Raw genomic sequence first — 22,443 nt, forward strand, 5'->3', positions numbered from 1 at the left:
GCGCTCCTTCGACGCAGGTCGAACGGAATCTGCGGGAATAGCTCAGTTGGTAGAGCGCAACCTTGCCAAGGTTGAGGTCGCGAGTTCGAGTCTCGTTTCCCGCTCCAGATTCTACAGGGCCCCGGTAGGGGCCTTGTTTTTCTCCCGCCTCGGCAAGGCGGGGCACGTTGGGCCACAAGGCTTTGCGCGCAGTCAGAAAGGTGAAATCGCTGGTGTGTGTTCCGGAATTCCGGTACCATGGCAGCTTACGCGGGAATAGCTCAGTTGGTAGAGCGCAACCTTGCCAAGGTTGAGGTCGCGAGTTCGAGTCTCGTTTCCCGCTCCAGTTTCGACAGGCCCCATCGCGGGGTTTTGTCATGTCAGGGGCATCGTTCCTGGCCGCAGTACGTTGGCCTCATGGCAGAGTGGCTATGCACCGGATTGCAAATCCGTTTACAGCGGTTCGATTCCGCTTGAGGCCTCCAAATAAACCCCTGATTCGTCAGGGGTTTTTCTTTGTCTGGCATTTGCCGCCGGTTCGCAAAATCCCCTGATTCGGCCATGAAATCATCGGTCTGCCACCCGTATTCGGGTGGCAAACTCGCGTTAACATGTGTGTAGTGCGTTTACGCGAGATTTCGATACGAGTGACTTCCAGTTGATAGCGGCGTTTGATCGCAGGATGAGGAAAAGCCAAGCGAGCACTGCGTTGCATCTCATCATCGTCGCAGTACTCATCGGTCTTGCGAACGTCGCGACTCCTAGTGATCAAAGCCCCGTTACGGATCCCGTTGTGGCCCTCCTGGTGTCGAGCGGCGGACTGCGCATGCTCCTGCAGATATGAGTGAGCTATCCATTCGTAGGAGATAGCTCGTTCTCAAAATTCGCTACACTCTGCGAAAAAGGAGGGGGCAATGATGGAAGAGATCTATAAAAATGAGCTTGCGGTGGCTCGGGGCCTGGCGTCTGACGCAGAGTCGCTGAATTATTTGACATCAATTCTGCGATCTTTGTTGCAGGCGATCGCAATAAGTGCGCTTGAGGTGTCCCGTCAGGCCACTCCTGTTGTTAACGGCGAGCTAGATATCAAACGGTTTGTGGATAGGTTCGCGAACCCGTCTGATGGACTGCCAGTAGAAGTGCTTGATTACGTCGTACCGATCATTCGTGCGGGTGTCTCTCGGACTTTTATGACCGGCTGGTTTGAGCGACAGGGGGTCAATGAGACGCCCCTTGTCACCTCACTTCGAGAATGGGTTGAGTTTCGTAACGGGAGGCCTGGGCATGGCGTACTGGACTCATCCATGACATCCGACTGGGCAGAAAAAACTGGGACTCTCATTCAATGCCTAATCGACTGTGCCGAACAGTCTCTTCCGGTTATGAACGCGTCTGGACTAGTCGTCAACGTTGGAGACAACGTCTTTCCTATAACGACACCGCTGCTGATTGATGGTCACGCCGTGGTTGTGCGCGGGGTGGTAGCGCGCAAGGGCATCTGGCGGCTTAAATTTCAATTGCTCTCTTGGGAGCTGGCAAGAGAGTCGGTCTATGATTTGCCTCCGTCTACGATTTTCGCACAGGAAGATCGTATTGCTGCACGGTTTAACTGGAAAGAAGTTAGGCAGCGAGATGGTGACAAGCTCGTCCTAAACAACATACCTGTACGTCAGACCGCAAATTTCGTTGGGCGGCAAAAAGAGTTGGATAAGCTCTCAGAATGGATCCGTGAGACTGGGCAGTGGAATACTTGTTTGATTTATGGTGATGGTGGATTTGGTAAGACCACGCTAGCGCTCGAATTTTTCAACGGGCTCTTAGACGGAAATACGGCAGAGGGGGCGGCTCTCCCTAGTTTAATTAGTTTCTATACCGCCAAGAGGACAAAGTGGACTGAAGAGGGGCTTGTTCATTTTCGCGGCATATCATCTGCCATGGAGGATGGTTTGCGTGAGCTAATGTATGCCTTTCACACAGCCCTGACTCGAGACTGGTTCACGCTCACCGGGCAGCAGCTTATAAATAGGGTTACGACAGAGCTTAGAGCCGAGAAGTTTTCTCGAGATGATGTTGTCCTGATTATTGATAATACCGAGACGCTTGCCACATCTGCGCGCGAGGCTCAAGATCTTGCTGATTTTCTTGCCAGCGTTGCGAAAACTGTCGGGCGTGTAGTTATTACATCACGACGCCGAGAGCTGATGGCTGCTGTGCCCATTGAGGTCAGCCAACTTTCGGATACTGATTCGCTTCAATTGATTCGGCAGCTTGGGAGTGAGTTGGATGCGCGCGCGATCAATCAAGCTGGAGAGCCGCGCCTTCGGCAGGCGTGCGTTCAATTGATGCACAAGCCTTTGTTGATCGATACGCTGGTTAGATATATTGCAAGGTCTGGCTCAGGTATCGATGACGGTCTGAATCATATCCTGGGGCGGACAAGTGATCAATTGCTCGAATTCCTATATGAAGATGCTTGGGAAAGAATGGATGCGGGATCAAAAAATGCCTTTATTGTTCTGGTTCTTCTGGCAACGCCGCTAGATAGCAAGTCCGTGAGCGATGTGTGCCGTGAAACAGAGGTTCTTCACTCTGAGTTTCTTGTGAGTTTGGAGCAGACTTATTTTGCCGGAATCGTTGATCATGGTGATAGTTACGATCTTGAAATTGTGGAGCTTGCAAAGAAGTTCTTCCTGAAAAAGAAGATGGCGATCTCTAGCGAGAGTTCGAGCCGTCTAGAGGCGATTGCGTTTAAAGTTGATAAGGCAGCTAACGACAGGTTCGAGATAGAAAGAAACTATCGGCAAGATCGGGTTGTGGATGCATTCCAAAGTGATTATGCGAAGGCGGCAAAGGTTGCCTTTATGAGGCGTGATTATGTCGCTGCCAATGAGTCTTTCGAGCTTGCCTTGCTGGATGAGCCTCTGAATGCAGCGCTACATGAACGATATGCCTCATTTCTGCTTCGAAGCCTGGGAAGGGCGGCCTTAGCATTGGAGCCGGCAATTAAGGCTACCCAGCTAGCCCCTGAGAGTGATGATGCATGGCTAACATTGGCCTTGGTGTATTACAAGCTTGGTGACGTAGAAGAAGGCGATAAATCCATCGAAAACGCGCACAAGTATGGGAAGCCAGTCAATCTATGTCTCTTGCGTAAAGCTATAGCTAGGTATCATTTTGTGCGCAATGATTTAACAAATCCTCATTCATTCGCTTTGCTGGACGAGGCTGCAGGATTTATAAGTATCGCGCTCCGCGCGCCCTCAGCTAAGGACTACTACCAACGGAAGAATCAAGCGGAGGCCGAGAAGTATGCTGCACTCGTCAAATCACTGGCGAAGCAGCTGCGTCGTAAAAGGAATCAGTCGCCGCATAGCTCTTCCGTTCGTTGAGAGTTAGGCGTCGCGATTAGTACAGCATGCTGCGCTGAGATGATTCTGGAGGGGCCTTGACGGTCGATGTCTTTGCTCGTTGTTATCTCTAAATGGGCTGGGTTATGAAGTACATTCGAACAAAGCTGAATTTTCCAAGGCGCAATTGTCGGAACAACATCAGGGCATTTTGGGACCCCAATGGCAACTAAGCGGCGGCGAGGCCTCTCCTGGCAGTACACAATCAAGCGGGCGGGCCTCCTGCCTCAGCCGGTTTATCTGAGCTTCACCTCTGAGGCTGAGGGTGACGAATACGTCAGGCGACTGGAGGCGATTCTTGATCGCGGCATTGTCCCGGAGGAGTTGGCCAACTCCAAGGCGGCGGCGAAGGATCTGCGAAGCCAGGTAAATGAATATCGCGGCGCCCAGCACATCTCTGTCGATGATGAGCAGCTTCTGCCGGTGCTGTTGTCGCGGCTTCCCATCGGCATCACGCTGCCCCAGCTCACCTTCACCTGGGCAACTGACTGGGTCACCAGGATGAAGCGCGAGCAGAATCTCGCACCGTCTACCATCCGGCACTACGTGGGCGCGTTGTCGCGTGCTCTCGACTGGCTTGCCGCTCACGGCGCGCTGCCCATGAATCCGCTGCGCCTATTGCCGAGAGGCTATTCGACCTACACACCAGACGACAGGGTGGCCGTGGCGAGAATCGAAGGGCACGCGAAGACGGACAAGGAGCGAGATCGCCGACTGGAAGATGGCGAGGAAGCTCGCATCCGCGAGATCCTGGCTGGAGCAAAGCCCGAAGGCCGCCAGCGGCCGCTGGACCTTCCGCAGCGGGAAGCACTCGTGCTGATGTTCGATATGGCGCTGGAGACGGCCATGCGCATGCGGGAGATCTACACGCTGGAGAACACCCAGATAGATGTTGCGCGCCGTACGATCTTCCTGGACAAAACAAAGAACGGGAGTAAGCGCCAGGTGCCGATGACGTCGGTGCTGCTAGCCAAGCTCGCGGCGTACCAGGGGGACTTCAGCGGGCGGTTGTTCCCCTTCTGGGAGGGCGAGCGGAGCCCCCTGGCCCTGCGCCGCGTATCGAGCAAGCTCTCACGCCAGTTCGAGCGCATCTTCGTTGCGGCGGGCTGCGCGGATCTCGGCTTCCATGATCTGCGTCACGAAGCGACCAGCCGCCTGTATGAGAAGACCACGCTGACGGACATCAAGATCGCGAGCATCACCGGACATCGCGATCCGCGGCAGTTGAAGCGGTACGCCAACCTGCGCGCCTCGGACCTGGCCGATCAGCTCTGGTGATCGGCTTGCTCGTACGCGCGCAGGTCAGGCGGGTTGAAGCGGCGAGCCTTGCCTTTGCGTTTGGGTGTAGGGTCCACGAGAGCGTTGGCGGCGGGCCGGTTGCCGATCGCTGACTTCTTCCGCTCCGCTGCCTGCCGGCGCCCTTCCGAGCGCAGGAAGTCGATTAGATCCTCGCGGAGCATGACGGTGTGCTTCTGATTGAGGCGTACCGCCGGCACTTCACCCTTGTCCACTAGGTCCTTCATTGCCTCCAGGCCAAGCCGCATCATCCTGGCCGCACCTTCAAGGCCCAGGGTGTCGTCAAGGTCGACCACGGGGGGCTGTCGCTTGGCGCTCAAGCATGGCTCCTTGAGGCGTTGCTGTACCGAATCGCCAGCACGGTCGCCTCGCGCAGCTTCTGTCCGCAGTCCATACGCTCGAAGAGCGATACGCCGGACCCGCCACTCCCCCGGACTCCTTCCCCGGCTTCAGGTTCATCGTCCGCCGTCCATCCGCATGCGGCCATCCCATGCACTGTGGTCAGGCTGAAGAAGTACCCGGAAGTGCCCTTGCACTTCGGGCAGCACTGTTCGCGCTCACCCATTGCGCACCGCCTTGCTGTCGATCAGGGCGCGCAATGCGCGATACATGCCACCATCGGTGCCGATGTACACCTGGTCCACAAGTCGCCGCAGCATCTCTTCTGCCAGGTCGACGGCCTGGGCGGGCGGGGCGGCGTAGAGCGGGATTGGGGGCTCATCGTCGTCGCAGTAGGTAGCTGCTTGGCTGAAGGTGGGGTAGAGCATGGGCTCATCGTGATGCGTCATCCACGCCACCGCCCGCCCGCCGCCCAGGGTCAACAAATCTATTGCGGTTACGCCGGCCGGGTGGCACGGCCCCAGACCTTCATCGCAGTATTTCCGGCAACGGTCGCACTCCATGTCGTAGCCCCGACGCACCTGCGATGCCGATACGGCGTAACGGGACAGGTCGCTGCGTATGGTCTCTTCCACCGGCTGGCGGGCGGCGAGGGCGGCTTTCAACATGGCGTGAACCATCGTCGGGATATGCACAGCTCCGTCGATGCCGTAGGCAGTCAGGACGCCGATCACCTTGCTGTCGCAATCGCCAACGCCCGCCAGCGTCTCTCTGGTGACCGCCTGCAATGCGGCCATGACCATCGCGTCGGTTACCAGCGCATCCCCCTGACCGGCCGGGGAGGGCGATGTCGGAATTCCGGCATCGACCAGCAAAGGGGTGCCGTCGTGGCGCAGTTCGCGTAGCCGGTTTGCCACGTCCAGCTTGCTCATGCCCGGCTGCCCGAACAGGGCATCGGCGATCTGTGCGTCCAGGCGCTCGCTGGCGCCGTCTGCCATCGTGGTGTTCATGCGCGGGCCCCCATCTTTTCGAGAGCGGCTACGGCCAAGGGCCGCACGAACCACGCGGCGAGGCCGTCCTCCGTTTCGCCCAGCCACACCAGGCGCCAGTCAGCGCCAGGGCCTTCCGGGTTCCAGTCGATCATCTGCTGGATGTTGGCGTACACACCGGTACCGACCGATTCCTCTTCGAACTCGGCCTCCACCACGACCAGGTCGAACCCTTGCGCGTAAAACAGCGGCAGGAGGGACGATTCGCGGCCGTCAGCCCATGCAGGCACATCCGGATGGCACATGACCTCGCCATGGCCGTCGCGCGCCGGCAGTCGGGAGGGGTCATACATCCCACGCCACGGATCTGCCGGATCAATGCCGGTGCCGTTCTGGCTGCGCACCAACTGCAGCAGCTGCGCCGCGTGCGCCAGCCGGGCCTTGGTGGTATCGCAGAGCGGCGTGTCGCCTTCCTGGTAGCTGCTGCGGAGCGAGGCGAGCCACGCAGCCACAGGGGCTTCGAACACGCGCAGATCCTGCATGCGGGGCAGGCGGACATACAGGTCAAGCAGTGCGGTCGAGGCCTGCGCCAGAGGAACCGCCTTCGCAGCATTGGGAAGCCATGCCGCCTCGACGGCGATCGCTTCCAAGGTGTGGACGGCATCGCGCAGCACAGGGCAGGCGTAGGCGATGGGGAGCTGTTTCGTCTGGTGGGTTGCGGTCATTGGTGTGCCTGCTAGAAGTCGACGTCGGTGTTGACGAATGCGCCGCCCAGCGGCGCGGAGGTGGTGTCTGCTGCAGCGCCAGCCGGGCGAGGGGGGATCGGCCCCGCACGGCGGTACCGGCGGTGTGGATCGGCGGCGTACTTCCCATCGTTCAGGCGGGTCACCTGGTACTGCGGAAACGCGTCCGCCGGCAGGTAGGTCCTGGCCTCCGCAATGAGGCTGATGTAACGCTCCTGCCACTCTGCAGGCATCGACTGCAGGGCTCGGCGCGGCAGTACGTGGTAAGCCGCGCGGGACTGTCCGAACGCCTGGTGTGCGGGGCCAGTTGCGTACAGCACTTTCCTGGCCGTTGCAGCGTCGGTGGAGCGATCTGTGGAAGGGGCGCTCATCGAAGTCAGTCCGCGCTCTGGACGGGCAGGCGGTCCATGTAGCCGCCATGGTTGGCCGCGTGGCGGCTCAGCGTGGGGCGCAGCGGAGTGGTGCCCAGCTCTTCGATAACGCCGCCCTTTGCGCAGAAGGCGGCGAGATCCTCGGCCAGTTGATCGCGCTCGTAATCTTTGTGCCGCACTGTGGTCGACGCGTCACTCGCACGGCCGTTCTCGGGGAGTGCTGTGACCAGAGCGCGGAATGTCCGGCGTTCGCGGGGCTCGGCCGCGCGCAGCGGCGCGATCGCGTGCTGGACGTGGCCCGCGAGGCGCCAGATGCCGATGCGGCCGGAGCGCGCGCAAGTGGCTTGGCCGCTGCGTGCCAGCCCGGTCAGCGTGTGGCTGATGACGTGGCTCGACTCGTTGATGCGCCCGATGGTCCTCAGCTGCTCAATCGTTGCGCCCTGCGGGAACTGCGCAAGCGCCTTCCGCACCAGGTCGGCGCGGCCGGTATGCTGCGGGGAAGTACTCATGCGCGAGCCCCGGCAACCATCTGGCGCATCGCGCTGCCCAGGTGCAGCACGCGGGACGACTGATGCGCGACGGCATCTGCGTTGTTGGTCAGCACCAGGGTGTCGTCCAGCGGGTAGGCGGTGTGCCCATCCCAGTCGTCCAGCACGTCCTTCATGCCGAAGTGTTCGCGCAGCTCCTGCGCGTTGGCGGTTTTGCCGCAGCGCTGCGGCCCATAGATCACGACAGAGCGGCTCATGCGTGTATTCCTTTCGTGGTGCGCGTAGCGCGGTTGTTGGGGGGGATCGGCCGGACGCGAACGCCCTGCCGGTCGAGCCAGCGGTGTGCGGCCTGAGCGGCCAGACGGTTGATGGGGAAGGTCGTGCCGCCCAGGCGCAGCGAGTTGTGCGATACCCCCACGCTCCGGCTGGCGCTGGCGGCGAGCTGCGTGAGCGATTCGCGGGGCGCGGCGGTATACAGCCCGGCCCAGATCCAGCCCTGGCACACCATCAGCACCAGGGACTCGCCTTGGTGGCCGGTGGCGAACTGCTGCTCAACCGGAAGAGTTGCTGCAGCGCTCATGCGGACAGCGCCAGGTCGCGGGCTTTGGCAACCTCTGCCTCTGCAGCAGCGAGGCCGGCGGCGGTCAAGGTCGCGGTGCGCGGCAGCTGCGGGTCGTCGTAGCGCATCAGCACACGCTCATCCAGCCAGTTCATGACGCGGCGGGTGAATACCTTCTCCGGTCGGTTGTTGGGCGCAAAGCCCTCGCGGGTGCGGTGCAGTGAGTGGTCCGAAGCGGCATGCGCTGCCAGCAACGCGGCGCGTTCTTTCGGCTTGAGGGCGGCGGCCATGGCGTGTCTCCTGGTCAGGCGGCGATGGGGGTGGAGAGGGCGGTTGAAGCGAGTTCGGCCAGCACTTCGCCGCGGTTTCGGGCGAGGTGGGAGATCGGAATGCGGTAGTGCGCCAAGGTGGAGTCGGTCCAGCGCAGCTCGGCCAACGCGGCGCGGTCGTAGGGAACCGGCCGGGTAGCGATGCCGCAGCGGTGGCACTCGATGTGCACCAAGTCGGGGCAGGCCGTGCCCAGGCGATGCCCGGTCGGCGCGCCGCTGGTGGTGACGATCTGCGGCCGGTGGCCGTGGCCGCAGGACGGAACCGATGCAGGCAGCGGGCGTGAGGTCTGGCGCATGCTCAGCACCTCACCGAATTGCTGGCTGCCCAGCGGGCCTTCGCGGCATCGTGGTAGGCATGCGCGCTGCGGATCTCGGCGATGCGCAGCGGGACGACGACGGCGGCCAGAAGACCGACTGCCAGCCAGGTGATGCGGAGGCGGCTGCTCACGCGACACCACCTTCGATGTGCTCGCCCAAGAAAGATCTGAGCTTCGATGCCAGCTCTGTCGGAAGCTCAAAAGCAGCTTTGCCGAGCCACAGCTTGGGTGCGCTGTCGGTATCGCCGGGTTCAAGCTCCGGAAGCTGGTTGGGCTCTCCGAGTATCAGCACGATGGACCGGAACTTCGTTCGCTTCTCTTCAGACTTGAAGAGATGGATAGCCCACCGGTCGGCGGTGTAGCGATTCACTGACAGCGTTGCGTCGAAGCAGGGCGCGATGAACTGGAGCGTGGCGCTCATGCCCGCACCTCAGCCGACATATCCCGTGAGCAGGCTTCCAAGCGAAGGCTGGCAACGCCCATGCGGCGCGAGCGGCGAAGCTGGTTGCGGCTGTGCTCGCCCTTGCTGCGGGTCCAGAGGGTCCGGGCGGTGCTGTGATCGCGAGCCGCCAGCGCCAGCAGGGCCTTGACGGCCAGCAGTGGCAGCAGGGTTGGGCTCGGATCGGCGTGGCGATGAGACATGGCGCGCTCCTGGTCAAGGGAGGGCGCCGGCGGGTCATCTGCCTGGGGCGGCTGCTGCCGCGAGAGGGGGAGCGGCAGGGTGACGACCCGCCGGTCGCCCGTCAGCAACGCTGCTGACGAGCGGAGTAAACCACAGCTTTATTTCTAATGTAAAGCGTAGATTTATGAACTGGCGCCTAGCTCAGCGCCATCCACAGTACAAGAGCCCCTGTTCCTTGAACTTTCCCTGCAGGTAGCTGCTGTCCTCTATCAAAGGGCCAGTTGCGGACGCAGGCGAGGCGTGTCCAACTACGACGAAGCGCTTCCAGCCAACGTAGGCGCCTAGCAAGTTCTTCGCGTTCACCTCACCGCAGAGCGCGAGCTCATTCTTCTCAGTGCTTGACCAGACGATCCTTTCTCTGCGGAAACGAGCGCTTTCTGCATCCGATAGAACATCGTCGAACGACGCTCGCGCAGCAGACCTGAACTGGTACTCCTGCACCTGCGAGCACGCAGTGAGCGCGCACGCAGTAGCAACCAGTGCCAAAATTTTGAACTTGAGGGCAGAGTTCCGTCGCATGAGCCTTGGCCGCTCCGGTTAGTTCAACCGGTCGATTCGGTTTCGCAGGTACACCTTCCCGCCGATAAGTGCCCCTGTCGGTAGGGGAAACGCCGGGTACAGGCCCGCATTGGCACTCACCACATAGACGGCTTCTCCGCGGTCCTGCAGTGCTTTGATTTGTTGGCCGTTACCAGTGTTGATCAGGTATATGCCGTCGCCATCGAAGGACGTGATCCCGGTGTCGACAATCAACGACTCGCCAGGCTGAACTACCGGAATCATAGAGTCGCCTCGACCGGTCACCAGAACGAGTCGTCCAGGTGCCGGCACAAAGCCGACAACCGATCGAATGTATGCAGGTGTGAAGTCCATCGATTTGATGATCTCCGGGTAGTCATCATTGATCCGTCCGTCCCCCATGTCGGCTTCCCCATCCAGTTGCATGACACGCACATGCTCGTCTGCATGTCTCTCACCCGGTGAGATTGCTCCGCGCACGTCGTCGCTCTGGCTCTCTTTGTCGTCCACGCCACCATCGAGGAAGTACTCCACGCGGCGGCCGGTATAGCGAGCGAGCGCAGGGATGTAGGCTTTGTCGATCGCGCCCTTCCGCTCCCAGCCTGTAATGGCTTGTGGATTGATTCCGCACTCTTTGGCTACCCGCGCTTTCGTGCCGCGCGGGGAGTGTTCGAATGCGAAGCGAATGCGCCGGGCGAGTTCGTTATTGTCAAGCATTGCTTGATGATCGGCTGATACTGGCAACTTTCCAATAAACCGGGGCTTTACAGGAAAGATAAAGCTGTGCTTTACTGCTGGCATGAGCGCAATTCTGACCGCGGTTGAGAAGACAAAGGGGGGCCAAGTGGCGCTGGCCCGAATCCTTGGCGTATCGCCCCAGCAACTGAATCAATGGGTCAAGGCATCGCGGCCGGTGCCGGCGAAGCATGCGCTGGCTATAGAGAGGGTCACTGGAGTGTCGAGGCACCTGCTTCGCCCAGACGTTTTCGGGTTGCCCGATCAAACCGGAGTGCCCAACTGATGGCTGCGACGGGGGCAACCTGGGCCCGAAGTCGTGGTGCCGAGCGACTCGACTATGCGCAGGGCGGGGCTCAACGGGGCCGCATCGAATCCAAAGAAGATTGCGGCAATGTCCGTCACTCCATGATTGACATCGAAATGGCGCATTGCGATGAAGCGCACGTGCCGTGGGGGTTCAGCGGTCTTCGTCATGCGGATCATGTTGCTTCAGTCCGGGTGCCGTCTCCCACGATGAAATGCGCTAGAAATCAGGGGGAAGCATGACTTGCCGCCGGTCTGACCTGTACTGGCGGGATGCGCTACACAACGCAGTGACCCGCGCACCAGGCGGCCTGCAGGATGCGGCGGCGCACATCAGCAAGCGCAGGCGCAAGTCGATCTCGGCCGAGACGCTGCGCAAGAAGCTGCGAGGCATCGATGGTGAGTCTATCTCCATGGAGATGGCCGAGATCCTGACCGACTACCTGCAGCAGTTCGTGGTCACGCAGGAGAGTGCAACCGACTGGGTGTGCTCCCTCGCAGGCCAGTATGACCTGATGGTCGACTACGTCCCGCCGCCGCCCGAGGGTGGCTGGCCTGATGAGCTGGCCGCGATCCAAGCCAAGCTGCTGGAGCTGCACAAACTGACAGGCGCCCTGGCCGGTGCAGGTATCGACGCGCTGGCAGACAGGCGCCTCACCGTCCCCGAGGCGGATCGAATCCAGGACCTGTCGCGCGAGGTGCGCACGCTCTGCTACCGCCTCGAGCGCAATGCCTGCCGCGCTGCTGGTCAGCAGGGGACGGAGGACTGACGTGACCACCCACCACGCCCATCGATCCCGGTATCGACGGCGTGGCATTGCCACCGCGTCTGCACGGCAGGCGATGGAACTGGCGGCCCTGGCGCTGACTGATGCGGTGCCCGGGTTGATTGGTGAAGAAGCATTGGCAGAGCGCGAGCGCATCCGCCAGCGGCAAGAGCAGCAAGACAACCGGCAGCGCAGCCTGCCTTTGGGGAACCCTGATGTACCACGCAAGCATTGATTCAGCCCCATCCCCCCGGGTGGCTCGTGAAAGACCGCGTTTTGCCCGCGCTACTGAATCGGCCTTGGCATTGAGAGCGATTCTCGATTCCAGCGATGGGTCCTCCCTGGACATCCCCGTCGCGGGTAATTCGGACCCCGTTCTTTGGGTAGATAGCAGGGCTGGAAACTACTGAATGTCTGAGAATTATGGGGATGTGCTGCAGCAGCTGCAGTCTGCCGGCCTACTGGTCACCGAACTGGACACCACCGGGCGCATGGTCCGCTGCCGCGTCGAGGGCTCACGCGAGCGCCGCGGCTGGTACGCGCTCCACGAACTGAACACGTCGGCCGGCGAAGTGCTGGTTGTCGGGACATACGGCGTCTGGCACGGCAACGAGAACGGCGCAACGAAGGTCGATTTGCGCAAGCGCGACAAGACCTTCTCCGATGAGCAGCGCGAAGCGCTGCGCAATCGGCTGGCCGAGGATCGCCGCCGTGCGGAATCCGCGCGCCAGACCCAAGCGAAGCGCGCGGCAGAGCGGGCGTCGTCCGCCTGGGCCAAGGCCAATGCCGTTGGCGAGGCCGACTACCTGGTCAGCAAGGGCGTGCAGGGTTTCGGTCTGCGCTATGGCTCAACGGGCGCCGCTCTCGTCCCGCTGCTTGACGTCAACGGCCAGGTGCACGGCCTGCAGGTCTTGCGTAGCGCAAAGCTGGCTGCCGCAGGCCGCAAGCCCGCGAAGGAGTACTGGCCGGCCGGTATGGTCAAGAAGGGCCACTTCCACCTGATCGGCGGAAGCCCGCAGTGGATCCTACTGGTGGCCGAGGGGTATGCCACGGCGGCCACACTGCACATGGCGACGGGCTACCCGGTGGCCGTGGCGTTCGATGCTGGCAACATGCTGGCCGTCGCCTCGGCCCTCGCGAAGCGCTATCGCGGCATCAAGATGCTGCTGTGCGCCGACGACGACGTGCTGCAGAAGTGCCGGCAGCGGAACTGCAAGACGCGAATTGTGCTCGCCGAGCATCCGCAGTTCTGTCCGTCGTGCATGCAGCCGCATGGCGCGTCGAACGCCGGCCTGCTCGGTGCAGAGGCCGCAGCGCTGGACGTGGGCGGCGCGGTGCTGCACCCGGTCTTCGCCGATGAGCCGGGCAGGCGCGAGCGCTTCATCGACAACGGCCGCAAGATCAGCGACTTCAACGATCTGCACGCTCTAGAAGGCCTGCATGTCGTGCGCGCGCAGGTCGAGGCCCGTCTCACGGAGCTCTCCTGGCGGGTGCCTGCAGAAAAACGCGCGCCTTCCAGCACCAGCAACGGGGGCGAGGGGAACGATCGCCTTGCCCCCATCCACTCGCTGACCGAGCTGCTTGAGCGCTTCGCACTGGTCTACGGGCAGGGCGGCACGGTGTTCGACCACAAGGAACACATGCTGGTTGCGCTGGGTGACATGCGCGATGCCTGCGTGCGCAAGGAACTGCACCGTGCGTGGATGGAGCACTCGGATCGGTCCATTGTGCGTGTCCGCGAGGTCGACTTCGACCCCTCGGGCGAGAAGCCGGGCGTTACATGCAATCTGTTTGCAGGCTGGCCGACCGTGCCGCAGGAGGGGAACTGCGACCGGCTGCTGCAGCTGCTCTGGCACATGTGCGGCAACGAGGCCAACCAGAAGGCGCTGTACGACTGGGTGGTCAAGTGGCTTGCCTACCCGCTGCAATATCCAGGCGCCAAGATGAAATCGACCATCGTCATCCATGGTCCGCAGGGCACCGGCAAGAACATGTTCTTCGATGAGTACATGAAGCTCTACGGTGAGTATGGGCGCGTGCTTGACCAAGCCGCCCTTGAAGACAAGTTCAACGACTGGGCAAGCCGCAAGTTGTTTCTGCTGGCCGACGAAGTGGTTGCACGCACTGAGGTCTACCACCTCAAGAACAAGCTCAAAGCGTTGATCACGGGTGACCGCATCCGCATCAACCCAAAGAACATCCAGGCGTACGAGGAAGACAACCACGCCAACCTGGTGTTCCTCTCAAACGAGGCGATGCCGGTCGTGCTGGAAGAGGATGACCGCCGCCATGCGGTGATCTGGACCCCGGACAAGCTGAGCCTGGAGTTTTACACCGAGGTGCTGGCCGATATCCGCAACGGCGCGACGGCGGCGCTGCACCACTACCTGCTGCAGGTTGACCTTACCAGCTTCACCAACGGCACCAACCCGCCGATGACGCAGGCCAAGGAAGAACTGATCGGCCTTAGCCAGGACAGCCCGCAGCGGTTCCTGGACGAGCTCTACGGCGATGACATTCCCGGGCTGAAACCCATGCCGGCGCTGTCGAAGGAGTGGTACGAGGTCTACAAGGCCTGGTGCGCACGCGAGGGCATGCCACGCCCGGCGCCGTCACCAAAGTTCATCAACGCGCTGGTGCGCAAGCGCCAGATCCTTCACCCCGACCGAGCGCGGAAGCGCTACCAGATCGAGCAGACCGTCAACGGGCCTCATGGGTTCCTGATGCTGGGTGATTGCACGGTTCCTGACGGCAAGACAGAGGCCGCATGGCTGGGCGACCAGGTCGTGTCATTCCGCCGCATGTACTCCGACTACAAGGGGCGTGCGTGATCACTATGCCCGTCAATGTGCGGCGTGTGCGGGATGTGCGGGCAGATGTGCGGGCTTTGAATTGCCGCGAGCCGCTTGCGGCAGTAAGCGTGTGCGGGACGTGCGGGAATCGGCCTACATGGGCGGGCGCGGGCGCGAACGGGTATCGCAACGCCACGCCGCAGTGCGGCTCGCGTGCGTATATGGGTGACCGCACATCCCGCACACGCCGCACACGCCTTGTGCCGCATCGATTCAGCGGCTATCGCGTCCCGCACATGCAGCCGCACAGCCCGCACATGCTCAAGCGCGCGCGTTTTTCCGCTTTAACGATCTTCGAAAGAAATGGAGAAGGGGGTAGCAATGGCTGAGGAAGACGTGACCATCACTGGCAAGGAGCTGGCCTCGCTGATCGGCTGCAAGCCGTCCTACGTGGTCGAGCTGAGGAGGAAGGGCAGGGTGGTGGTTGGTGAGGGCGGCAAGGGATTCCTGAAGGCCGCCTCCCTGGCGCTCTACGCTCGCACCGCAGACCCGGTCTATGCCGGTGTCGCCCAGCGCCACGCTGATGAGCGCGGTAGCGCGCTGGCGGGGAGCGGGGAGGGGGACAGTACTGCCGACGCCGACATCGATGACGACGAAGAGGACGGTGACGACGACGAAGCCAAGCCTTCGCGGGCAGGTCGGCCCCAGACACCGGATTCAGCGCGCAAGGCCAAGGCGCTGGCCGACAAGGCAGAGACCGACGCGCACATGGCGCACATCGCGCTGCAGAAGGAGCTGGGGCTGCTGCTGCCGCGCGCGGACGTGGAGGCATTCCTCGCTGAGCATGCAACGACGTTCCGGGGTGCGATGGAGCGCCTGGCCGACACGCTGGCGCCGCAGCTCGCCGCAACGCTGGACGAGGCCGGCTGCCGGCGGCTGGTCTGGGATGAGGTGAGCCACGCCCTGGAAGAACTCAGCCAGGGCTTCCGCACGTTGGCGGCCAAGGCAGCGGAGGCTGCGGAATGATGGAGGCACAGAGCTGCCTGGCGTCGGTGCTGGCGCGCTCGTTGCAGCCTCGGCGGCCCATGAGCGTTTCGCAGTGGTGCGACGAACACATGCGTCTGTCCACCAAGAGCGGCAGCAAGCCCGGGCGTTGGGTGACGGACCGGAACCCGCCACTGCGTGAGCCGATGGACAACATGTCCGCCCGTAGCCCGGTGCATGACCAGGTCTGCATGTTCCCGATCCAGTTCGGCAAGAGCCAGCTGGCGACCAATGCCATGGCCTACTGGATGGACTATGCGCCGGGCCCGATGATGTATGCGCTGCCGGGTGAGGTGTCCATGAACAAGTGGATCGCCCAGAAGCTCAACCCGATGATCGAGGTGTGCGCGGCGGTCAAGAAGGCGCTGACCAGCACCGCCAGCCGCGACAGCGCAAACCAGCGCACGTTCAAGGACTTCGCTGGCGGCCAGCTGTTCGTGGAGCACATGGGTAGCCCGCAGCGCCTGAAGTCCTCGACGGTGAAGTACCTGCAGGTGGATGAGATCGATGAGGCTCCGCAGCAGCTCTCCACCGGCGACGATCCGGTGAAGATGCTGGACGGCCGCACGTCCTCCTTCCCGACCACCTACAAGCGGCAGTACATCAGCACACCGGGCATCGCCGGACTTAGCCGGATCGCGAAGCTGTACGAAAAGAGCGACCAGCGCCGCTATCACGTGCCGTGCCCCCACTGCGGCCATTACCAGGCGCTGCAGTGGAGTGGCCTGGTGTGGTCGCCCGACAAGAGCCATGCGTGGTACGCCTGTTGCGAGTGCGGTGTCGCCATCGAGGAACACTTCAAGACCGACATGATCGTCAAGGGGCGATGGGTCGCGGCCAATCCCGACTCGCCGATTCGTGGCTACACCATCAATTGCCTTTACTACCAGTTCGGCCTGGGGCCACGTTGGCTGGATCTGGTGAAAGAGTGGCTGGACGCGCAGGGCGACCCTGCCTCCCTCAAAACCTTCGTGAATGACCGGCTCGCCGAGACGTGGGAAGACCCGTCGATGCGCGCGGTCAAGCACAACGTGATCAGGGATCGTGCCGAGCCGTATGCCCTGCGCCTGGCGCCGCTCGGCGTGCTGGCTGTCACAGTGGGTGTCGATACCCAAGACGGACGCCTCGCTGTGCACACCATCGGCTGGGGGCGTGGCATGACCGCCTGGACCTTGGACTATGTGGAACTGCAGGGTGACCCCGCAGAGGATGCCGTGTGGGTTGCGCTGACGGACCTCCTGAATCGCGCTATCGAGCGTGCGGACGGCGCTCTTCTGCGCCCGATGGCGGTCGCTATTGACGCCGGCGGTCACCGCACGGAGGCGGTTAAGAACTACGTTCGCCAGCGGCGTGTCACCAGACCCATGTGTATCTTCGGCGCCGTGCCGAACAATGCCCCGGTGCTATCGAAGGGCAAGCTGGCTGACGTGACCTGGAACGGCAAGACGGACAAGCGTGGAATCACCATTCACCACGTCGGCACCGTGGCTGCGAAGCACTATCTGTATAGCCGCCTCTCTGCCGATGCGGAGCGCGCCGTTGAGTCGCGCTTGGTGCATTTCAGCGATGAGTTGCCGGATGAGTACTTTCCCGGTTTGGTGTCGGAGGTCTACAACCCGGTGAAGAACCGATTCGAGAAGAGGGTTACACGTAACGAGCCGCTGGATACCTGGGTCTATGCCTATGCTGCCGCGCACCACCCGGAGGTCCGCCTGCATCGCTATACGCGTGCGGACTGGGACGTTCTGGAGGCCCGCCTGCTGCTGACCGTGAGCAGCACGGATTCCCGTGAAACAGAGGCAGCGACTGCGGAGGTCGAGGCGAAGAGTGTTTCGCGTGGAACGCAACAGGTCCGGCCGCGCAGCAACGGGCTGGCGCGAGATGGGTGGGCGCTGTAATGGCGAAACGAACCGAGTCAGCCGAAGAGCTGAGGGAGCGGATCCTAGCCGCCATGCGTGCCGACATTGGTATCAGTGAGCGCATGGCGCTGCCGTTCGTTGAATCGGTGATGCAGTGCTTTGCCGGCGAGCAGCCCTACTTCCCTGCAGCAGTTCGAACCTACCCCCTTACTGAGATTCGTCGTTCTCTGGAGGCTGGGATTCCCGTGAAACAGGTGATGCGAGACTTTGACGTGTCCAGATCAAAGCTTCATGAGCTGTTCCCTGGGGGGCTTCCGAGAAAGGGAAAACAGGGGTCGTCCACGGTTTCAATGAAAGTGGAGACAAATTAGTTTTCTGCTTCTTTTGAATCAGTTAGTTACGCGGGCCACTGTCCACGATTTTATTGAGTTCGTGGACAGTGCTATCCGTAGCCTATGTAGTCATGAGGACTGCTCAGGAAATGCTGGATTTCTACATCGACGCGGAGGTCGCCGTGCTTGGCGGCCAGACCGTCCGTCTCGGTGATCGGCAGTTGACCCGTGCAGACCTCGCAGAGATCCGCTCCGGGCGCAAAGAGTGGCAGGCCGCCGTTCTCCGAGTCAGCGCAGCTGCTTCCCGTCGAGCGCGCTGGGCCAACGCCGACTTCGGTGGTGTGACCTGATGTCTTCCGCCCAGATCGCCAAGGCTAGATTGAGCGCCGCTCTCGGCGCCGACCGAGCCATCCAGTCGGCGCGGGCCCAAATGGCTCCGGTAGTCAGCCGCGCACACGAGGTCACGCGTCCGTCGCGAAACCGAAAGTTGGCGAGGGACTGGGGCAGCGGCAATACCATTGCAGGCATGGATGCGCGCCAGCTCCGGGATCAGGCCCGCCATCTGGAGCGTGACCTGGATCTGGCGGACAACGCGCTGAACGTCCTGGTCCAAAATACTGTTGGCGCAGGCATCGACGTACTCTCCGCGCCACGGCTCCCTGGGCAGCCGATCAACCGCGAACTGGCATTGCAGCTGGACGACCTCTGGGACGATTGGTGGGACGCGCCCGAGGCCACCCGGACGCACGACTACGGCATGTGCCAGCAGTTGCTGGCACGCAGCTGGTTCCGCGACGGTGATGCGTTCTACCAGGACCTGATTGGCACAGTCCCATACTTCGAGCACGGCACCGCGGTGCCGTACAGCTTCGAGATGTTGGAAGCCGACCTGGTGCCGCTGGAGTTCAACGATCCGGCGCGCAACATCCTGCAAGGCGTCGAGCGCAACGCATGGGGCCGACCTATCGCGTTCCACGTCTACAAGAGTCATCCAGGTGATCCGATGGGCACTCGGCTGGAGACCAAGCGTGTCTCGGCCGAGTTCATGCACTGCATCGCGCTGATGAAGCGTCTGCACCAGGTGCGGGGGCTCAGCGTGTTTGCGAGCGCAATGTCCCGCTTCGAGGACGTGAAGGACTATGAAGAGTCCGAACGCATTGCTGCCAAGGTGGCGGCGTCGATGACGTTCCAGATCAAGAAGGGCGGCGGCGAGCAGTACGGTGCGGATCTAGGCGGGCAGGCGATCCTCCAGGACGGTGTTCCTATTCGTGAGCTGCGCCTCGCCCCCGGCGCGATCTTCGATGATCTGCTGCCTGGCGAGTCGATTGAGAGCCTGGGCACCGACCGGCCGAATCCCAATGCCGCGACCTGGCGCAAGGAACAGTTGCGCGCCGCTGCCGGCGGCATCGGCGTGAGCTATTCCAGCCTGTCGCTGGACTACAACGGCACCTATTCGGCACAGCGTCAGGAGTTGGTCGAGAAATGGGGTAGCTACCTGATGCTGGCCGAGCGCTTCATTGCCCTGTGCGTTCGACCGCAGCGCGTGCGATTCGTCCAAGCGTGTGTGCTTTCGGGCCGCGTGCGCCTTCCGCGTGGCTGGACGCTGCGGAATCTGGCCGCCTCCACGTACGTCCGCCCGGTGATGCCGTGGATTGACCCATTGAAGGAGGCCTACGCGCGCGGCGAGGCAGAGGACCGCGGCTGGGTGTCGCCGCAGCAGAACACGCTTCAGTACGGCAATAACCCCGCTGAGGTCCTGCGTCAGCGTCAGGACTGGCAGGAACAGACCCAGACCCTTGCGCCGCCGGCGCCCAACACCAGTGCAGAAGCGCGTGCCCAAGTCTTGGGTCAGCTGACGCGCGATCTCTCCAGGAGCGAATGACATGCGTGCACGCCTGTTGGCCAGCGCGATCCAGAACACCATCCGCGCGGACGCGGCAACCGAAGCCGAGCTCGGCCCGGCCCTGTATCAGGTCCGGGCAGAGGCCGATGTCGCCGACGTGATGATCTATGGCGCCATCGGTGGCTATCTGTTCGAAGAGTCGGTGTCCGCTGCCGACCTGGTCGAGCGGATCGGCCAGATCACTGCGGGCACCATTCACGTGCGTTTGAACAGTGTTGGTGGTGTCGTCGCTGACGGCATGGCAATCCACAACGCGCTGCAGGCCCATCCGGCGCACAAGATCGTCACCGTGGAAGGGCAGGCCGCTTCCATTGCCTCGCTGATCCTGCAGGCTGGCGATGAGCGCCGGGTCTATGCCAGCTCCCTGGTCATGGTTCATGCGCCGCGTACCGTGGCTGCCGGCAGCGCTACCGCATTCCGTCAGAACGCAGAGGCGCTGGACGCGCACGCGTCGGCCATGTTGGAGGCGTACGCGGCCCGCTCTGGCCGGCGCGAAGAGATGGAGCGACTGCTTACTGACGACGCCGACCACTGGTTCTCCGGTCCGCAGGCGGTCGATGCCGGTCTGGCCGACCTGGTGGTGGACGCGGACCCCGGTGCGACGGCCATGTGGTCGTCGGCATCGACCGTCGCCATCAGCGGCTATCTGCAGTCCATCGAAGGTGCTGGCGCGCCAGTGTTGTCCCAGCTGCGTCGAAGCATCGTCGCCAGCCTCTCTCCGCAAGTATTCGCCTCGCTTCCCGAGGTTAGCCAGTCGGCCGTGATCGGCCATATCGAGGATCCAACCATGAAGAAGCAGTACAGCGCCATCCTCGCGAACGCCGGTCGACAGAGCCCGGCAGTCGCAACCACCGCTGCCGCGCCCGTTACCCCGGTCGTCGCCGCGTCTCCCGTTCCCGCGCCGACGTCGGGCGACCCGGTCCAGGCCGCGCTGGGCGCGTTGCGTGAGCGCAACACCCAGATCCAGGCCATTGCGCTCCCGCACATGGGTAACGCACAGGTCCGTGAATACGTGGATGGCGTGATGGCGCAGGCAGACTCCAACATCACTGCCGACGCGGTGGGTCGCCACATCCTGGCACTGCTGGGCAGCAACTCTGCACCGCTCAATGGTGGTGCGGCCGTCACCGCTGGCACCGACCAGCGCGATCTGACCCGCTCGGCCATGTCCAATGCGATCGAGGCTCGTGCCGGCCTGGTCCAGGCGACGGACGGTAACGCCTTCCGTGGCATGTCGCTGACGGAGATCGCCCGCGCGTGCGTGCAGCAGGCCGGTGTTGACACCCGTGGGATGGAACGCCTGGAAGTGGTGGGCATGGCGTTCACCCACAGCAGCTCGGACTTTCCGCAGCTGCTGGGTGACGCTTCGCGCCGGGCCCTGCTGCAGGGCTACCAGGAAGTGGAAGAGACCTTCGACCAGTACACCCGTCCGGTGAATGTGAGCGACTTCAAGCCGACCAACCTGGTGGGTCTGGGCGCCTTCTCGGACCTGGACGTCGTCCCGGAGGGCGGCGAGTACAAGCAGGGCACGTTCTCCGAGCAGTCGCAGGCCATGAAGATCGTGACCTACGGCAAGCTGTTCACCATCACCCGCCAGGCCATCATCAACGACGACCTGGGCGTGTTCGGCGACGTGCCGCGCAAGATGGGCCAGGCTGCACGCCGTACGCTCGCCAAGGCGGTGTTCGACCTGATCAACAGCAACCCCAAGCTGGCCGATGGAAAGACCCTCTTCCACGCTGACCACAACAACCTGCTGCCGGCGGCGTTGATCAGCACCGCCAGCGTCGGCGCGATGCAGGCAGCCATGCGCCTGCAGAAGGATGCTGATGGCAATCTCATCCAGGTGCCGATGCGTGGCCTGCTGACGCCGGTTGCCCTCAGCGGCTTGGCGAAGACCGTGCGCACCGCCCAGTTCGCCGTGGGCGCGGGCGTTGGCAGCAATGACCCCAACATCGTGCGTGAAACCTTCCAAGTCTGGGACGACGGTCGTCTGGACGCCAAGAGCGCTCAGGCCTGGTACGGCATCTCCAATCCCGCCTACGTGGACGGGATCGTGGTGGGCTACCTCGACGGCAACCAGACGCCGTACCTGGAACAGCACCAGGGCTTCACCGTCGACGGCGTGGCCTGGAAGGTGCGCCTGGATGCGGCACCGGCCATTGCCGACTACCGCGGCATCTACAAGAACCCGGGCAACCCCTGACCGTCACGCATCGGGGCTGCCGCGAAAGCGGCGGCTTCCTGAAGTACCTCACGCATCCGGAGAACATTTATGAAGAACGCACATCAGGACGGTCGCGTGCTCGACGTGACCCTGACCGCTGACACCAAGAGTGGCGAGCTGGTGGTACAGGGCAAGCTGGTTGCCGTCGCCGTTACCGATGGCAAGGCCGGCGAGATCATCGCCACGCACGTCGAAGGCGTGTTCGAGCTTCCCAAGCTGCCGGCCGCCGTATTCGGTGTCGGTGCCGCCGTCAACTGGGACACCGCCGCCGATCACGCTATCGCTTCAGCAGCCGGTGCCAATCAGGTTGCCGACATCGGCTTCGCCGTCTACGCGGCCGAGGCTGGCGCGCTGACTGTATTCGTCCGGCTGACCCCGGGCTCCGCCGCAGCAGGCGCGTAACAGAACAGGCCGGCACCGCTCACATACGCCCGGGTGGCGTGAGCGGTGCCGGTTCTTC

General features: G+C 62.5%; 26 protein-coding genes and 3 tRNA genes. 16 read left to right on the forward strand and 13 right to left on the reverse strand.

Features of this window, described 5'->3' with window-relative positions:
• The first annotated feature begins 31 nt into the window (after positions 1 to 31).
• The 5 genes from ACVOK1_RS07260 (at position 32) to ACVOK1_RS07280 (ending at position 4,664) form a co-directional block, all read left to right on the forward strand.
• Positions 32 to 107 (forward strand) — tRNA-Gly (locus ACVOK1_RS07260).
• Between the two features lie 142 nt (positions 108 to 249).
• A tRNA-Gly gene (locus ACVOK1_RS07265) sits at positions 250 to 325 on the forward strand.
• A gap of 65 nt (positions 326 to 390) precedes the next feature.
• Positions 391 to 464, forward strand: a tRNA-Cys gene (locus ACVOK1_RS07270).
• A 432-nt stretch (positions 465 to 896) separates the two neighbouring features.
• Positions 897 to 3,368 (forward strand): nSTAND1 domain-containing NTPase, encoded by a 2,472-nt coding sequence (locus ACVOK1_RS07275; RefSeq protein WP_481561582.1) that lies wholly within the window; start codon positions 897 to 899, stop codon positions 3,366 to 3,368.
• Positions 3,369 to 3,548: 180 nt separating this feature from the next.
• Complete coding sequence (locus ACVOK1_RS07280) at positions 3,549 to 4,664, forward strand: site-specific integrase (RefSeq protein WP_481561583.1); 1,116 nt, start codon at positions 3,549 to 3,551, stop codon at positions 4,662 to 4,664.
• On the opposite strand, the gene ACVOK1_RS07285 is transcribed toward ACVOK1_RS07280, so the two are convergent.
• The 13 genes from ACVOK1_RS07285 to ACVOK1_RS07345 all read right to left on the reverse strand — a co-directional run bounded on the left by ACVOK1_RS07285 (position 4,652) and on the right by ACVOK1_RS07345 (position 10,819).
• Positions 4,652 to 5,002: a hypothetical protein gene (locus ACVOK1_RS07285; RefSeq protein ID WP_481561584.1), complete on the reverse strand. Its 351-nt coding sequence runs from the start codon at positions 5,000 to 5,002 to the stop codon at positions 4,652 to 4,654. The two genes, ACVOK1_RS07280 and ACVOK1_RS07285, sit on opposite strands and share 13 nt — an antisense overlap.
• 237 nt (positions 5,003 to 5,239) lie before the next feature.
• Positions 5,240 to 6,031: a hypothetical protein gene (locus tag ACVOK1_RS07290; protein ID WP_481561585.1), complete on the reverse strand. Its 792-nt coding sequence runs from the start codon at positions 6,029 to 6,031 to the stop codon at positions 5,240 to 5,242.
• Positions 6,028 to 6,735, reverse strand: coding sequence for a hypothetical protein (locus ACVOK1_RS07295; protein WP_481561586.1), 708 nt, complete (start codon positions 6,733 to 6,735; stop codon positions 6,028 to 6,030). Before ACVOK1_RS07295 ends, ACVOK1_RS07290 begins: the two co-directional genes overlap by 4 nt.
• An 11-nt stretch (positions 6,736 to 6,746) precedes the next feature.
• Entirely contained in the window at positions 6,747 to 7,124 is a 378-nt protein-coding gene (locus tag ACVOK1_RS07300) for a hypothetical protein (protein ID WP_481561587.1), read from the reverse strand.
• 5 nt (positions 7,125 to 7,129) lie between these two features.
• Entirely contained in the window at positions 7,130 to 7,633 is a 504-nt protein-coding gene (locus ACVOK1_RS07305) for a hypothetical protein (protein ID WP_481561588.1), read from the reverse strand.
• Entirely contained in the window at positions 7,630 to 7,869 is a 240-nt protein-coding gene (locus ACVOK1_RS07310; RefSeq protein ID WP_116862910.1) for a hypothetical protein, read from the reverse strand. Before ACVOK1_RS07310 ends, ACVOK1_RS07305 begins: the two co-directional genes overlap by 4 nt.
• Entirely contained in the window at positions 7,866 to 8,192 is a 327-nt protein-coding gene (locus tag ACVOK1_RS07315) for a hypothetical protein (RefSeq protein ID WP_481561589.1), read from the reverse strand. Before ACVOK1_RS07315 ends, ACVOK1_RS07310 begins: the two co-directional genes overlap by 4 nt.
• Positions 8,189 to 8,461: a hypothetical protein gene (locus ACVOK1_RS07320; protein WP_481561590.1), complete on the reverse strand. Its 273-nt coding sequence runs from the start codon at positions 8,459 to 8,461 to the stop codon at positions 8,189 to 8,191. Before ACVOK1_RS07320 ends, ACVOK1_RS07315 begins: the two co-directional genes overlap by 4 nt.
• 14 nt (positions 8,462 to 8,475) lie before the next feature.
• Complete coding sequence (locus ACVOK1_RS07325; RefSeq protein WP_481561591.1) at positions 8,476 to 8,796, reverse strand: hypothetical protein; 321 nt, start codon at positions 8,794 to 8,796, stop codon at positions 8,476 to 8,478.
• Positions 8,797 to 8,798: 2 nt separating this feature from the next.
• Complete coding sequence (locus tag ACVOK1_RS07330; protein WP_481561592.1) at positions 8,799 to 8,948, reverse strand: hypothetical protein; 150 nt, start codon at positions 8,946 to 8,948, stop codon at positions 8,799 to 8,801.
• Positions 8,945 to 9,238: a hypothetical protein gene (locus ACVOK1_RS07335; RefSeq protein WP_481561593.1), complete on the reverse strand. Its 294-nt coding sequence runs from the start codon at positions 9,236 to 9,238 to the stop codon at positions 8,945 to 8,947. The genes ACVOK1_RS07330 and ACVOK1_RS07335 overlap by 4 nt, the downstream gene beginning before the upstream one ends.
• Entirely contained in the window at positions 9,235 to 9,459 is a 225-nt protein-coding gene (locus ACVOK1_RS07340) for a hypothetical protein (protein WP_108766048.1), read from the reverse strand. Before ACVOK1_RS07340 ends, ACVOK1_RS07335 begins: the two co-directional genes overlap by 4 nt.
• Before the next feature lie 577 nt (positions 9,460 to 10,036).
• Positions 10,037 to 10,819, reverse strand: coding sequence for a S24 family peptidase (locus ACVOK1_RS07345; RefSeq protein WP_481561594.1), 783 nt, complete (start codon positions 10,817 to 10,819; stop codon positions 10,037 to 10,039).
• Between ACVOK1_RS07345 and ACVOK1_RS07350 the strand changes: the two genes are divergently transcribed.
• The 11 genes from ACVOK1_RS07350 (at position 10,818) to ACVOK1_RS07400 (ending at position 22,385) form a co-directional block, all read left to right on the forward strand.
• Positions 10,818 to 11,039, forward strand: coding sequence for a YdaS family helix-turn-helix protein (locus ACVOK1_RS07350; RefSeq protein WP_481561595.1), 222 nt, complete (start codon positions 10,818 to 10,820; stop codon positions 11,037 to 11,039). The genes ACVOK1_RS07345 and ACVOK1_RS07350 overlap by 2 nt on opposite strands.
• Before the next feature lie 310 nt (positions 11,040 to 11,349).
• A complete protein-coding gene (locus ACVOK1_RS07355; RefSeq protein WP_481561596.1) occupies positions 11,350 to 11,829 on the forward strand; it encodes a hypothetical protein in 480 nt (159 codons plus the stop codon).
• Position 11,830: 1 nt separating this feature from the next.
• The gene (locus ACVOK1_RS07360; protein WP_329914542.1) at positions 11,831 to 12,061 is read left to right on the forward strand and encodes a hypothetical protein; all 231 of its coding nucleotides are present in this window, start codon (positions 11,831 to 11,833) and stop codon (positions 12,059 to 12,061) included.
• A 175-nt stretch (positions 12,062 to 12,236) separates the two neighbouring features.
• Entirely contained in the window at positions 12,237 to 14,657 is a 2,421-nt protein-coding gene (locus ACVOK1_RS07365; protein ID WP_481561597.1) for a DUF5906 domain-containing protein, read from the forward strand.
• Positions 14,658 to 14,999: 342 nt separating this feature from the next.
• A complete protein-coding gene (locus ACVOK1_RS07370; RefSeq protein WP_481561599.1) occupies positions 15,000 to 15,644 on the forward strand; it encodes a hypothetical protein in 645 nt (214 codons plus the stop codon).
• A complete protein-coding gene (locus tag ACVOK1_RS07375) occupies positions 15,641 to 17,560 on the forward strand; it encodes a phage terminase large subunit family protein (RefSeq protein WP_481561600.1) in 1,920 nt (639 codons plus the stop codon). The genes ACVOK1_RS07370 and ACVOK1_RS07375 overlap by 4 nt, the downstream gene beginning before the upstream one ends.
• A gap of 53 nt (positions 17,561 to 17,613) precedes the next feature.
• Complete coding sequence (locus tag ACVOK1_RS07380) at positions 17,614 to 17,892, forward strand: hypothetical protein (protein ID WP_481561601.1); 279 nt, start codon at positions 17,614 to 17,616, stop codon at positions 17,890 to 17,892.
• A 110-nt stretch (positions 17,893 to 18,002) separates the two neighbouring features.
• Positions 18,003 to 18,203 (forward strand): primosomal replication protein PriB/PriC domain protein, encoded by a 201-nt coding sequence (locus ACVOK1_RS07385; RefSeq protein ID WP_481561602.1) that lies wholly within the window; start codon positions 18,003 to 18,005, stop codon positions 18,201 to 18,203.
• Complete coding sequence (locus ACVOK1_RS07390; protein WP_481561603.1) at positions 18,203 to 19,735, forward strand: phage portal protein; 1,533 nt, start codon at positions 18,203 to 18,205, stop codon at positions 19,733 to 19,735. The genes ACVOK1_RS07385 and ACVOK1_RS07390 overlap by 1 nt, the downstream gene beginning before the upstream one ends.
• Position 19,736: 1 nt before the next feature.
• A complete protein-coding gene (locus ACVOK1_RS07395; protein WP_481561604.1) occupies positions 19,737 to 21,962 on the forward strand; it encodes a ClpP-like prohead protease/major capsid protein fusion protein in 2,226 nt (741 codons plus the stop codon).
• A 69-nt stretch (positions 21,963 to 22,031) separates the two neighbouring features.
• A complete protein-coding gene (locus ACVOK1_RS07400) occupies positions 22,032 to 22,385 on the forward strand; it encodes a DUF2190 family protein (RefSeq protein ID WP_481561605.1) in 354 nt (117 codons plus the stop codon).
• The last annotated feature ends 58 nt before the right edge of the window (positions 22,386 to 22,443 follow it).

Source organism: Stenotrophomonas sp. STEN087, from assembly GCF_056759115.1.

What these genes read in the sequence shown, in the direction of transcription:
- ACVOK1_RS07275 (WP_481561582.1), top strand. Translation starts at nt 897, where the DNA reads ATGGAAGAGATCTATAAAAATGAGCTTGCGGTGGCTCGGGGCCTGGCG.
- ACVOK1_RS07280 (WP_481561583.1), top strand. Translation starts at nt 3,549, where the DNA reads ATGGCAACTAAGCGGCGGCGAGGCCTCTCCTGGCAGTACACAATCAAG.
- ACVOK1_RS07290 (WP_481561585.1), bottom strand. Translation starts at nt 6,031, where the DNA reads ATGAACACCACGATGGCAGACGGCGCCAGCGAGCGCCTGGACGCACAG.
- ACVOK1_RS07295 (WP_481561586.1), bottom strand. Translation starts at nt 6,735, where the DNA reads ATGACCGCAACCCACCAGACGAAACAGCTCCCCATCGCCTACGCCTGC.
- ACVOK1_RS07300 (WP_481561587.1), bottom strand. Translation starts at nt 7,124, where the DNA reads ATGAGCGCCCCTTCCACAGATCGCTCCACCGACGCTGCAACGGCCAGG.
- ACVOK1_RS07305 (WP_481561588.1), bottom strand. Translation starts at nt 7,633, where the DNA reads ATGAGTACTTCCCCGCAGCATACCGGCCGCGCCGACCTGGTGCGGAAG.
- ACVOK1_RS07310 (WP_116862910.1), bottom strand. Translation starts at nt 7,869, where the DNA reads ATGAGCCGCTCTGTCGTGATCTATGGGCCGCAGCGCTGCGGCAAAACC.
- ACVOK1_RS07315 (WP_481561589.1), bottom strand. Translation starts at nt 8,192, where the DNA reads ATGAGCGCTGCAGCAACTCTTCCGGTTGAGCAGCAGTTCGCCACCGGC.
- ACVOK1_RS07320 (WP_481561590.1), bottom strand. Translation starts at nt 8,461, where the DNA reads ATGGCCGCCGCCCTCAAGCCGAAAGAACGCGCCGCGTTGCTGGCAGCG.
- ACVOK1_RS07325 (WP_481561591.1), bottom strand. Translation starts at nt 8,796, where the DNA reads ATGCGCCAGACCTCACGCCCGCTGCCTGCATCGGTTCCGTCCTGCGGC.
- ACVOK1_RS07335 (WP_481561593.1), bottom strand. Translation starts at nt 9,238, where the DNA reads ATGAGCGCCACGCTCCAGTTCATCGCGCCCTGCTTCGACGCAACGCTG.
- ACVOK1_RS07340 (WP_108766048.1), bottom strand. Translation starts at nt 9,459, where the DNA reads ATGTCTCATCGCCACGCCGATCCGAGCCCAACCCTGCTGCCACTGCTG.
- ACVOK1_RS07350 (WP_481561595.1), top strand. Translation starts at nt 10,818, where the DNA reads ATGAGCGCAATTCTGACCGCGGTTGAGAAGACAAAGGGGGGCCAAGTG.
- ACVOK1_RS07345 (WP_481561594.1), bottom strand. Translation starts at nt 10,819, where the DNA reads ATGCCAGCAGTAAAGCACAGCTTTATCTTTCCTGTAAAGCCCCGGTTT.
- ACVOK1_RS07365 (WP_481561597.1), top strand. Translation starts at nt 12,237, where the DNA reads ATGTCTGAGAATTATGGGGATGTGCTGCAGCAGCTGCAGTCTGCCGGC.
- ACVOK1_RS07370 (WP_481561599.1), top strand. Translation starts at nt 15,000, where the DNA reads ATGGCTGAGGAAGACGTGACCATCACTGGCAAGGAGCTGGCCTCGCTG.
- ACVOK1_RS07375 (WP_481561600.1), top strand. Translation starts at nt 15,641, where the DNA reads ATGATGGAGGCACAGAGCTGCCTGGCGTCGGTGCTGGCGCGCTCGTTG.
- ACVOK1_RS07380 (WP_481561601.1), top strand. Translation starts at nt 17,614, where the DNA reads ATGCGTGCCGACATTGGTATCAGTGAGCGCATGGCGCTGCCGTTCGTT.
- ACVOK1_RS07385 (WP_481561602.1), top strand. Translation starts at nt 18,003, where the DNA reads ATGCTGGATTTCTACATCGACGCGGAGGTCGCCGTGCTTGGCGGCCAG.
- ACVOK1_RS07390 (WP_481561603.1), top strand. Translation starts at nt 18,203, where the DNA reads ATGTCTTCCGCCCAGATCGCCAAGGCTAGATTGAGCGCCGCTCTCGGC.
- ACVOK1_RS07395 (WP_481561604.1), top strand. Translation starts at nt 19,737, where the DNA reads ATGCGTGCACGCCTGTTGGCCAGCGCGATCCAGAACACCATCCGCGCG.
- ACVOK1_RS07400 (WP_481561605.1), top strand. Translation starts at nt 22,032, where the DNA reads ATGAAGAACGCACATCAGGACGGTCGCGTGCTCGACGTGACCCTGACC.